Below are 11,632 nucleotides of genomic sequence, written 5' to 3' on the forward strand. Positions count from 1 at the left end.
CCTCCGAAGGGGCTCGTCCCGGTCCTAACAACCCGCTGGCGTGTCGGCAACGCGGGTGTTGATCCGGAAAGTATCGATCGGTTGCCGGTTCGGGACGCGCGGGACGCGCAGGACGGTGGTGGGACGCAGGGCCGGCATCGCCGGCTCGGATGACGTTCGTCGCCGTCCTGGCCATTGAAAAATCCAGCCGACCCGACGATTGTGTTCCGGCCGATTCCCCAGGGTGCTCCGCGAAGCATGATGATTGTATTGGATTTTTATGACCGCCTCGTTCGAGGCGTGGCATGATCCGGCACCGGTTCGGCCACGGCCGCCCGATGGCCTGTCTGATGGCGGCATCCGTCGTGCTTCTGTTGAGCGCCTGTAAGAAGAATGAGCAGGGGGAGACGGCGGTTCCCCGTCCGGTGCGGACAGTGACGGTCGAGCCGACCACGGCCGGTGACACGGTCACGCTGACCGGCCATGTCGAGGCGCAGGACTCCTCCAACGTGGCCTTCCGCATCAGCGGCCGCATGATCGAGCGCTTCGTCAATGTCGGCGACCAGGTCGAGCCCGGGCAGGAACTCGCCCGGCTGGACCCGCAGAACGAACTGAACGCGCTGCGCGCCTCGCAGGCCCAGCTGAATGCCGCGCAGGCGGCGCTGACGCAGGCCCGGTCGGAGTTCCAGCGCCAGCGGACGCTGCTCGCCCAGGGCCATACGCCGCGCGCGCAGTTCGAGGTGGCGGAACGGGCGCTGCACACCGCGCAGGCCAATGTGGACGCGGCCGAGGTACAGGTCCGCATCGACGCCGACCGGGTCAGCTACACGGTGCTGCAGGCCGATGCCGCCGGCTCGATCACCGCGCGCGGCGCCGAACCGGGCGAGGTGGTGCAGGCCGGGCAGATGATCGTCACCATCGCCCGCAAGGATGGCCGTGATGCCGTGTTCGACGTGCCGGCGCAGGTGCTGCGTTCCGCGCCTTCCGATCCGCGCATCGTCGTGCATCTCGCCGATGATCCGTCGGTCACCGCCCGCGGCTGGGTGCGGGAGATCGCCCCGCAGGCGGATCCCGTTACCCGCACCTTCGCCGTCCGGATCGCGTTGACCGACGTGCCGCCGGCCATGCGCCTGGGCGCGACGGTGAATGGCCAGCTACGGCTGGAGGCGGATCAGGTCATCGCCATCCCCGCCTCGGCGCTGACGGAGCTGGATCGCAAACCCGCCGTCTGGATCGTCGATCCGAAGACGCTTTCCGTGTCGCTGCGCAACATCGAGGCGGTCTCCTTCAGCCAGGCCAGCGTGACGGTGGCGCACGGGCTGCAGCCGGGTGACATCGTGGTGACCGCGGGCATCCAGGCGCTGCATCCCGGACAGAAAGTCCGTCTGCTGGAGCCCTCGACCTAGTGGGCTTCAATATCTCCAAATGGGCGCTCGAGCATCGCTCGCTGGTCGTCTACCTGATGATCGCCTCGATCCTGGCGGGGCTGACATCGTTTCGCAGCCTGGGTCGCGATGAGGATCCGGCCTTCGTCATCAAGACCATGGTCGTCTCGGCCGCCTGGCCCGGCGCCACGATCGACGACACCTTGCAGCAGGTGACGGAGCGGTTGGAGCGTACGCTGCAGGAAACCCCGCACCTGGACTTCCTGCGCAGCTTCACCACGCCGGGGCGGACGACGATCTTCGTCAACCTGAAAGGGGCGACGCCGGCGCGGGAGGTGCCGGATGTCTGGTACCATGTCCGCAAGAGCATCGGCGACATGCGTCATACCTTGCCGGCCGGCGTGGTCGGCCCCGGCTTCAATGACGAGTTCGGCGATACCTACGGCATCATCTACGGCTTCACGGCCGACGGCTTCACCCATCGCGAATTGCGCGACTATGTCGACGATGTCCGTTCCCGGCTGCTCGGCGTCCAGGACGTCTCCAAGGTGGAGATGCTGGGCGCGCAGGATGAGCGGGTGTTCGTCGAATTCTCCATGCAGCGCCTGGCCGGGCTGGGGATCGACCGCTCCGCCCTGATCGCGGCCTTGCAGGCGCAGAACGTCGTCAGCCCGGCCGGGATCATCCAGACCGGCAACGAACAGATCCTGCTGCGCGTCAGCGGCGCGTTCGAATCCGAGGAAGACCTTCGCAATATCAATTTCGTCGTCGGCGGCAGAATGATCCGGCTGCGCGATATCGCCGACGTGCACCGCGGCTTCGCCGATCCGCCGCAGCCGCTGTTCCGGGTGAACGGCAAGCCGGCGATCGGCCTGGCGATCTCGATGCGGGAGGGTGGAGACGTGCTGGCGCTGGGCCGCAACGTCGATGCGGCGATCCACCAGATCACTCAGAACCTGCCGCTGGGCATCACGCCGATCCTGGTCGCCGACCAGCCGCATGTCGTGGAGCACGCGATCGCCGACTTCACCACCTCGCTGTGGCAGGCGATCGCCATCATCATGGCGGTCAGCTTCGTCAGCCTGGGCGTGCGCGCCGGGCTGGTGGTGGCGATCACCATCCCGCTGACCCTGGCGATCGTCTTCCCGATCATGGAGCTGGCGGGCATCGACCTGCAGCGCATCTCGCTGGGCGCGCTGATCATCGCGCTGGGCCTGCTGGTGGATGACGCGATGACGACGATCGACGTCATGACCGCGCGGCTGGCCGCCGGCGACAGCCGGGAAGATTCGGCCGCGTACGCCTATACGACCGTCGCGATGCCGATGCTGACCGGCTCCTTCGTCACCGCCGCCGGCTTCATTCCGATCGGCTTCGCCAGGAGTTCGGCGGGCGAGTACACTTTCTCGATCTTCGTCGTGGTCGGGGTGTCGCTGATCGTATCCTGGTTCGTCGCGGTGATCTTCGCGCCGCTGCTGGGTGTCTGGCTGCTGCGGCCGCCGAAGACCCAGCCGAAGCCGAGCCGGATCATGGCCGTGTTCAAGGGAATCCTGCTGCGCGCGATGCGCATGCGCTGGATCACCATCGGCGTCACCGCCGGCGCGCTGGTCGTGGCGCTGCTGCTGTCGCCGCTGATCCAGCGGCAGTTCTTCCCGCCATCCGACCGGCCGGAGCTGCTGGTCGACCTGCGCCTGCCGCAGAACGCCTCCATCTTCGCGTCGGAGGACGCGTCCGCCCGGTTGTCGAAATTCCTGTCCACCGATCCGGATGTCGCGAGCTGGAGCACCTATGTCGGCCGCGGCGCCATCCGCTTCTACCTGCCTCTGGCGGTGGAACTGCCGAACGATTTCTTCAGCCAGACCGTGGTTATCGCCAAGGACGTCGCCGCCCGCGAACGCCTGCATGCGCGGCTGGAAAAGGTGCTGGCCGACCAGTTCCCCAGCGCGGTATCCCGCGTCTCCCCACTGGGCCTGGGGCCGCCGGTGGGCTGGCCGATCCAATACCGGGTCAGCGGACCCGATATCGCCGAGGTGCGCGACATCGCCATGAAGCTGGCCGGCATCGTGGCCGCCGATCCCGGCGCCACCCATGTCAATTTCGACTGGATGGAGCCGGCGCGGCGGGTCCGCATCAATATCGACCAGGACCAGGCGCGCCTGCTGGGCCTGAGCTCTGCGGCACTGGCATCGGTGCTGCAGTCCGTGGTCGCCGGCACCACCGTCACGCAGCTGCGCGACGGCATCTACCTCGTGGATGTGATGGTGCGTGCCACCGATGAGCAGCGGGTTTCGCTGGAGACGCTGCGCAACGTGCAGTTGCCGCTGCCGAACGGGCGGACGGTGCCGCTGAGCCAACTGGCCACCTTCTCCTTCGACCAGGAATACCCGCTGATCTGGCGGCGTGACCGGGTGCCGACCCTGACGGTGCAGGCCGACGTGGTGCCGGGCATCCTGCCGGAGACCGTGGTCTCCCACCTGGAATCCGAGGTCGACGCGCTGAATGCCGGCTTGCCGGTCCCGTACCGGATCGCGGTCGGCGGCACGGTGGAGGAGAGCGCGAACTCCCAGGCCTCGGTGAAGGCCGTCGTGCCGATGATGCTGCTGGTGATGATCACCTTCCTGATGATCCAGCTGCAAAGCTTCAGCATGCTGGCGCTGGTGCTGCTCGTCGTGCCGATGGCGATGACCGGCGTCATCGCCGCCCTGCTGATCTTCAACCAGCCGCTGGGCTTCGTGGCGATCCTGGGCATCCTGTCGCTGATCGGCATGATCGCCCGCAACGCCGTCATCCTGGTGGAGCAGATCCAGATCGAGCTGGTGACCGGGAAAGACCGCTGGGTGGCCGTGGTTGACGCGGCGGTGTCGCGCTTCCGCCCGATCATGCTGACCGCGATCTCCACCGTGCTGGGCCTGATCCCGATCGCGGCGACGATCTTCTGGGGGCCGATGGCGTTCGCGGTGATGGGCGGGTTCCTGATCGGCACCCTCGTCACGCTGATCTTCCTGCCGGCCCTGTATGTCACCTGGTTCCGGATCCCGGAGCCACCCCCGGGCGCGACGCGCGGCAGGACGCAGGACGATATTCCGGCCGACGCACGGGAGAGCGCGCCCGGCGGGCCGCGGGATGATCCACCGGTGCAGACGCTCGGTCGTCAGGCATGATCGCCGCCATCGAGGTCCTGCTGCGCGGGGTGCTGTTCCTGATCCTGTGGCTGGTTCTGGCCGGCGCCCATCTGGCCGACCTGCCCGCGGCCGCCGCCGCCGCCGTCCTGGCCGCCTGGGCGAGCATGGTGCTGTCGCCGCCGGCCGAGGGCGTGCTGTCGCTGCCGGACCTGCTGCGGATGGTGCTGCGCTTCCCGCCGCAGTCGCTGGCCGCCGGCATCGACGTGGCACGCCGTGCCTTCTCGCCGGCAATGCCTCTGCGGGTGGACGTCGTGCCGTTCGCGCCGCGCCTGCCGCCCGGACCGGCGCGCGACGCCTTCCTGGCCTATGCCAGCACCATGCCGGGCACCGTGCCGGTGGTGACCGGCGATGATGGCGCCGTCGTCATCCACTGCCTTGACGGCGCGCAGCCGGTCGGACAGCAAATGGCGGACGAGGAAGCATGCTTCATCCGCATGCTGGGCCGAGACGATGCCTGAATTCCTGCTCATCGCCGCCGCCGTCATCCTGCTGATGGTCGCCATCGGCCTGGTGCGCATTCTGCGGGGGCCGTCGGACTTCGACCGGATGATGGCCGCCCAGCTGCTGGGTACGGGCGGCATCGCGGCGCTGCTGCTGCTGGGAATCGCCACCGGCCTGCCCGGCTCGGTCGACCTGGCGCTGGTGCTGGCGCTGCTGGCGGTGTTCGTGGCGGTGGTCTTCGTGCGCGGACTGGCGGCCAGCCCCGATCCATCGCCGCGGGACGCGGAGGTCCGGCGGTGACGGCGCTGCCGGCGGCCCTCGCGACGGCCGTGTTGGTGACCGCCGGCGTCGTGTTCTTCGTCGCCGGCACGGTCGGGCTGCTGCGCTTTCCGGATGCCATGACCCGGCTGCACGCCCTGTCGAAGGCCGACAACCTGGGACTGGGGCTGATCGTGCTGGGATTGCTGCCGCAGGCCGCCAGCGTGTCGGGTGCGCTGAAGCTGCTGGCGATCTGGCTGCTGACCCAGGTGGCCGGCGCGACGGTCACGCAGGTGATGGCGCGGGCGATCTGGCGCGGAGCGTCGCCACCCGGTGCTTCGCCATCGCACGCTTCTTCATCGGAGGCTCCCCGGTCGTGAGCGCGACCCTGGTGGCGGACGGCGTCCTGGTGCTGCTGCTGCTCGGGCTGGCCCTGCGGGCGACGGCGGCGGCGGATGCCTTCGCGGCGGTGGTGGCCTTCGTCGCTTTCGGGCTGCTGCTGGCACTCGCATGGATGCGCCTGCATGCCGGCGACGTGGCGCTGACCGAGGCGGCGATCGGCAGCGGGGTCACCGGCGCGGTGCTGGTCGCCGCCGCCATGCGCTTGCCACCGACGCTGCCGCACATTCCGCCCGAAGCGGACCCCGAGGCGGCATTCCCCAAGGCCATGCCCGGCGGGGCGGCACGCCCCGAGGTCATGCCTGGCTGGGCGGCACGCCCCAAGGTCATTCTCGGGGAGGCGGCGATCCGCCTGGCGGCGCTGCTGCTGTCCGGCCTGGTCACCGCCTGCCTGGCCGGATTGGTCCTGTGGACCACCGGCCCGTCGCACAGCCAGGCAGCGACGGCGCTGCGCCACCTGCCCGAACTGGGCCTGTACAACGCGGTCACCGGCGTACTGATGGCCTATCGCGGCTTCGACACCCTGATGGAAAAGATCGTCCTGCTGCTGGCCCTGGTCGGCGTGTGGTCGCTGGCGCGGGACACGGTCTGGGGCGGCAGGCCATTTCCCGCCGCCATCCCGGCCCAGGGTGGCGCGGTTACCCTGATCGCGCGGCTGCTGCCGCCGATCGGCATCGTCGTCGCGGTGTATCTGTTGTGGGTCAGCGCCGAGGAACCGGGCGGCGCCTTCCAGGGCGGGGCCATCCTGGCGGCGATGTGGCTGCTGGTGCTGCTGGCCGGGCTGCGGCAGGCGCCGCTGCTGGGCAGCCGGCTGGTGCGCTGGACCGTGGCGGTCGGGCCGGCCATCTTCCTGGCGGCCGGGTTTGCCGGGTTCGCCTTCCCGGCCGGATTCCTGTCCTACCCGCCCGGCGTCGCCAAGGCGATGATCATCCTGATCGAATTCCCGCTGCTGCTGTCGATCGCGGTGATCCTGGGCCTGCTGGTGACCGGCCCGGCGGAGCGGCGGCCATGAGCTCGTTGACCTTGTTCGGCCTGTGCGCGGCGGGGCTGATCGGCATCGGGTTGTACGGCGCGCTGGTCGACCCGCAACCGCTGCGGAAAATCCTGGCGCTGAACCTGTTCGGGGCGGGGACTTTCCTGATGTTCGGCGTGGTATCCCGCCGCGGCGCCGATGCCGGCCTGGGCGGCGATCCGGTGCCGCAGGCCATGGTGATCACCGGCATCGTCGTCGCCTTTGCCGCGACCGCGCTGGCTGTTGCGCTGCTGCTGCGGATCTTCCAGGCGACGGGGGACACGGTCCTGGAGCCGACGGGAACCGGGGAGGAATGATCGACGCCTCCGCCTTGCCGGTGCTGGCCATCACGGTGCCGGCAGTCGGCGTCGTGCTGGCGGTGGCCTTCGGCCGCCGGGTCGCCGCCTGGACCATGCTGGCGGTATGCGCCGCCGAGCTGGCCATCGCTGCCGGGATCGCCGGCACGTTGTGGCGGACCGGCGTCCCGCTGGTGTACGTCCTGGGCGGCTGGGCACCGCCGCTGGGCATCGCGCTGCGCGCCGATGGCCTGTCCGCCGTCATGCTGCTGGTCAGCGCGGTGGTGATCGCCGCCATCGCGCTGTATGCCCAGGCCGGGTTCGCGCATAAGGCCGATGCCACCACGGACGGCGGCGCGGACAGGGCGCCGCTGGTATTCTGGACCATGCTGATGGGCGTCTGGTCCGGGCTGAGCATGGTATGGCTCGCCGGTGACCTGTTCTCGCTTTACGTCGCGCTGGAGCTCCTGACCTTCGGCGCCGTGCCGCTGGTGTCGCTGGAGGGCAAGCCGGAAACGCTGGTCGCGGCGCTGCGCTACATGCTGTTCGCGCTGATCGGGTCGGTGCTGTACCTGCTGGGATGCGGGGTGCTGTATGGCGGTTACGGCACCCTGGATATCACCCTGCTGAGCCACGCGGTGCGGGCCGAGCCGGTGACTTACGTGGCGGTGGCGCTGATGACGGCGGGGCTGGCGGCGAAGACCGCGCTGTTCCCGCTGCATCTCTGGCTGCCGCCGGCGCATGCCGGGGCGCCCGCGGCTGCCAGCGCGCTGCTCTCGGCCCTAGTGGTCAAGGGATCCTTCATCCTGGCCGTGCGGCTGTGGTTCGATGCCACCGCCGGCGTGGGCGGGGCAGGGGCCGGCGCCGCCACCCTGCTGGGTGCGATGGGGGCGTGCGCCATTATCGTCGGCAGCGTGCTGGCCCTGCGGCAGGCGCGGCTGAAGATGATGATCGCCTACTCGACCGTGGCACAGATTGGCTACCTGTTCTTCCTGTTTCCCCTCGCCGCGTCGCCGCTGGCTGTCTCCCCCCTGGCGGGTGCGGATACGGACTGGACCCGCTTCGCCTGGACCGGCGGCATGATGCAGCTGGTCGCCCATGCGGTGGCCAAGGCGGCGATGTTCCTGGCTGCCGGCCTGATCGCCGAGGCGCTGGGCCATGACCGCATCGCCGGCCTGGCCGGTGTGGGCCGGACGCTGCCGATGGTGCTGTTCGCCTTCGGCCTGGCGGGAATGTCGCTGATGGGGCTGCCGCCCAGCGGCGGTTTCATCGCCAAGGCGATGCTGCTGCTGGCGTCGGTCGGCGAGGGGCAGTGGTGGTGGGCGCTGGTCATCATGGTGGGTGGCCTGCTGGCGGCGGGCTATACGTTCCGCGTGTTAAGCCCGGCGCTGTCGGCCGCTGCCCCGGCGGTGGTCGTGGCGCCGGTCGGGTGGACCCGGCAGGCCGTCGTGCTGGGGCTGGCGATCCTGGCGCTGGCCCTGGGCCTGATGCCGGTGCGGCCGTCCCTGTTGCTGGAGATCGGCCGCCCCGCGCTGATCCAGGCAGTCCAATGAGCGCGCTGGTCGCAGCCCTGGCGCTGTCGTTCGCGGTGCCGCTGGCCGCGACGCTGGTCTTGCCCTTGCTGATGCTGCTCGGCTGCCTGCGGGCCGGCGTTCGGGACCGCATGGTGACATGGCTGGTCCTGGCGCCGGTGCCGGGCCTGTGGGCGGCGCTGTTCGCCGTGAACCAGTCACTGGACCTGCCGCCCCTGCTGCTGCGGCTGCGGCTGAGCCTGGACCTGCCCGGCGCAATCCTGCTCGGCGTGGCGGCATTGCTGTGGATGGCGGCCGGGATCTACGCGGCAGGCTGGCTGCGCGACGATCCCAGGCGGGGCCGCATCGCCGTCTGGTGGCTGCTGACCCTGACCGGCAGCCTGGGCGTCTTCGTCGCCGCCGACCTTGTCAGCTTCTACCTGTTGTATTCGCTGGTCAGCCTGGCGGCCTACGGCCTGGTGATCGAGGCGGCGACGGCCGATGCCCAGCGCGTCGGCCTGATCTATGTCGCCTTTGCGGTGGTCGGCGAGGCGCTGCTGCTGATCGCCTTCGTCATGCTGGCGCAATCCGCGCCCGGCGACGCCGGCATGATCCACGCGGTGGTGGCGGCGCTGCCTGGCTCGCGCTATCGCGTGGTGGTTCCGGCGCTGCTCATCCTGGGATTCGGCATCAAGCTGGGCATGGTGCCGTTCCAGGCCTGGATGCCGGTGACCTACCGCACCGCCCCGATCCCCGCCGCCGCGGTCATGAGCGGGGCCGCGGTGAAGGCCGGCGTCATCGGACTGATCCGCTTTCTGCCGCTGGGCGCGGCGCTGCCGGGCTGGGGGCAGGCAATGGTGGTGCTGGGCTTCGTCTCGGCGTTCTACGGCGCGCTGGTCGGCCTGCGGCAGAGCAATCCGCGAACCGTCCTGGCCTTTTCCAGCATCAGCCAGATGGGCGTGATCGTCGCGGTGTTCGGCATGGGGCTGATGACGGGCAGCACCGCCGTGGCGCTGGCGGCGGCCTTCTATGGCGCCCATCACACGCTGGCGAAGGGCGGCCTGTTCCTCGGTGTCGGGCTTGCGCCGCTGTCCGGAGCGCGGCGCGGCTGGCTGGTGCTGGTGCCGGCGGCGATCATGGCGCTGGGAATGGCCGGCTTGCCGCTGACCGGCGGCTATCTGGCCAAGCTGGCGATCAAGCCGGTGCTGGGCTACGGCCTGGCGGGTGTGTTGGGCGTGCTGTCATCGGCGGCGACCGCCCTGCTGATGACGCATTTCCTGTGCCGCGTCGCCGCGCTGCCGCTGGTTGCCGGCGTGCCGGAGCCGCCGCGCGTGCTTGCTTGGCCGTGGCTGGCGACCGCCCTGGCCTCGGTGCTGCTGCCTTGGGTGCTCTTCGCCGCCGTGCCGGGCGAGGATGTGGTCGACGCGCTGTCGCCGTTGAACCTGATCGAGGCGGCGCTGCCGGTCGCGGTGGGTGTCGTGCTGGGGCTGGGATGGCGGCGCTGGGGCGGCTTCCTGCTGCGCGACCAGGCCATCGTGCTGCCCGTCTCCAGCACCGTCGCTCGGTCGACCTTGTCCGTCGGCGCGGCGATCGAGCGGGTGGATGCGGCCGCCCGGCTATGGCCGGTCGCCACGGCGTCGCTGCTCGCGCTGGTCCTGGCGCTGGCGGCGCTGATGTGGGGCTGAGCCAGCAGCCGGCACCGGCCGTGCCAGTGTCGTGGTGTCGTGGTATTGCGGTGTCGGCGGCAATGTGAAAAATTCGTAGTCCCAATCAAGATACAGCCGCGATCGGGGCGGTCTGGCAATTGGGACGCCGCAACTTGCCGCTGGGACTCCAGGCACATCCCAGGCATGGCGAAGACTGGTATCTCTCCGCCGATTTCCGGCGGGTGATCCGCCGGGACACAAGCGGCCTTTCGCCGTTCACAGGAGATCAGAATGATCGCAACCATTCGCAAGGCCCTGATTCTGGGCGCTGCCTTCACCGCCATCGCGGCCCCGCTTGCCTACGCGCAGACGGCAACGACGCTGGAACAGGCGGAGATGGCCGGGCTGTCGCCCGAGAAGCGCGCCGAGGTGCAGACCCGCCTGTCGAAGGGCGGCCAGACGGTCTATGAGATCCTGCAGACCATGTTGCTGAACAACATCAAGCTGAAGCACCCTGGCAGCCGGATCGTCGCGCTGGACTTCAACCGCGGCATCGCCGTCGTGTCGACCACGGCCGGCAAGATGGAAACGGTGAATTTCGATACCACGACCCTTATGATCAAGTAGAAGACGACGTCATGCCGTGCCGTCGGCCGGCGGCACGGCATGACGTTTCAGTCATGTGACAAAGGGTTCTTCATGTCAGACCTGCTCGTAATCGAATATCCGACTGAGGCGAAGGCCGAGGAAGTCCGCCAGCGCCTTCTGGCCATGCAGAAGGAATACCTGATCGAGCTGGGAGATGCGGTCATCGTGACGAAATGTCCCGAAGGTCATGTCCGGCTGAATCAGCTGTACCACCCGGCGAAGACCGGCGCGGCGTCGGGTGCGCTGTGGGGCGCCCTGGTGGGGCTGCTGTTCATGATGCCGCTGGCCGGCGCGGCGATCGGCGCCGCATCAGGCGCTGTCGGCGGCGCGCTGACCGATGTCGGCATCGACGACAAGTTCATGAAGGGAGTCGGCAGTACCCTGCAGTCCGGTAATGCGGCGCTGTTCCTGCTGATCCGCAAGATGACCACCGAGAAGGTCGCGGCGGAACTGGCTGGCACCGGCGGCACGATCATGCGGAGCTCCTTCGATGAGACGAAGGAGCATGTTTTGCGGCAGGCGCTGGAAGGCTTGCAGGCGCAACCATAGGCCTCGGCATCCGGCGCGGGAATCGGCGTGCGGCCGGCCGCGGGAGGCCGGTCCGCGGCATGCGGCGCGGATGGGGCGGTTTGATCGGGCGCAAGGCAATGACGGCCTTGCGCCCTCAATGTCGTTGCGTGTTCCCGCCTCGCGACATACGGTAGTCCTCACCGTGACAGTCCTGCTTGTGACAGCTCCTCGTGATAGCTCCTCCGGTCATAGTCCTCATGGCACCGTCCGCTTGACCCGCTGACAGCTGAAAGTCCGATGGAATCATTGCGCTTCGACACGAGCACGCTACCGAAAGACCAGCAGTTCGACGCGTGGATGGGATT

Annotated in this window: 11 protein-coding genes; all 11 read left to right on the forward strand. The window is 69.2% G+C overall.

Going from position 1 to position 11,632, the window contains the following annotated elements:
* The first annotated feature begins 329 nt into the window (after positions 1-329).
* A complete protein-coding gene (locus VHC04_RS11785) occupies positions 330-1,385 on the forward strand; it encodes an efflux RND transporter periplasmic adaptor subunit (protein ID WP_325681323.1) in 1,056 nt (351 codons plus the stop codon).
* Positions 1,385-4,525, forward strand: coding sequence for an efflux RND transporter permease subunit (locus VHC04_RS11790; RefSeq protein WP_325681325.1), 3,141 nt, complete (start codon positions 1,385-1,387; stop codon positions 4,523-4,525). Before VHC04_RS11785 ends, VHC04_RS11790 begins: the two co-directional genes overlap by 1 nt.
* Positions 4,522-5,004, forward strand: coding sequence for a Na+/H+ antiporter subunit E (locus VHC04_RS11795; RefSeq protein WP_325681327.1), 483 nt, complete (start codon positions 4,522-4,524; stop codon positions 5,002-5,004). The genes VHC04_RS11790 and VHC04_RS11795 overlap by 4 nt, the downstream gene beginning before the upstream one ends.
* Entirely contained in the window at positions 4,997-5,287 is a 291-nt protein-coding gene (locus VHC04_RS11800; protein WP_325681329.1) for a monovalent cation/H+ antiporter complex subunit F, read from the forward strand. The genes VHC04_RS11795 and VHC04_RS11800 overlap by 8 nt, the downstream gene beginning before the upstream one ends.
* Positions 5,284-5,625, forward strand: coding sequence for a monovalent cation/H(+) antiporter subunit G (locus VHC04_RS11805; protein WP_325681331.1), 342 nt, complete (start codon positions 5,284-5,286; stop codon positions 5,623-5,625). The genes VHC04_RS11800 and VHC04_RS11805 overlap by 4 nt, the downstream gene beginning before the upstream one ends.
* Positions 5,622-6,656, forward strand: a complete 1,035-nt coding sequence (locus tag VHC04_RS11810) for a hydrogenase subunit MbhD domain-containing protein (RefSeq protein ID WP_325681333.1) — start codon at positions 5,622-5,624, stop codon at positions 6,654-6,656. The genes VHC04_RS11805 and VHC04_RS11810 overlap by 4 nt, the downstream gene beginning before the upstream one ends.
* The gene (locus tag VHC04_RS11815) at positions 6,653-6,973 is read left to right on the forward strand and encodes an NADH-quinone oxidoreductase subunit K (RefSeq protein ID WP_325681335.1); all 321 of its coding nucleotides are present in this window, start codon (positions 6,653-6,655) and stop codon (positions 6,971-6,973) included. Before VHC04_RS11810 ends, VHC04_RS11815 begins: the two co-directional genes overlap by 4 nt.
* Entirely contained in the window at positions 6,970-8,505 is a 1,536-nt protein-coding gene (locus VHC04_RS11820) for a complex I subunit 5 family protein (RefSeq protein ID WP_325681337.1), read from the forward strand. The genes VHC04_RS11815 and VHC04_RS11820 overlap by 4 nt, the downstream gene beginning before the upstream one ends.
* Entirely contained in the window at positions 8,502-10,148 is a 1,647-nt protein-coding gene (locus VHC04_RS11825; protein ID WP_325681339.1) for a complex I subunit 5 family protein, read from the forward strand. Before VHC04_RS11820 ends, VHC04_RS11825 begins: the two co-directional genes overlap by 4 nt.
* A gap of 252 nt (positions 10,149-10,400) precedes the next feature.
* Positions 10,401-10,736, forward strand: a complete 336-nt coding sequence (locus VHC04_RS11830; protein WP_325681341.1) for a hypothetical protein — start codon at positions 10,401-10,403, stop codon at positions 10,734-10,736.
* A 72-nt stretch (positions 10,737-10,808) separates the two neighbouring features.
* Entirely contained in the window at positions 10,809-11,306 is a 498-nt protein-coding gene (locus VHC04_RS11835) for a DUF1269 domain-containing protein (RefSeq protein ID WP_325681343.1), read from the forward strand.
* Positions 11,307-11,632 lie beyond the last annotated feature (326 nt).

Origin of the sequence: Rhodopila sp. (assembly GCF_035548095.1) — a bacterium.
Lineage (GTDB): Bacteria > Pseudomonadota > Alphaproteobacteria > Acetobacterales > Acetobacteraceae > Rhodopila.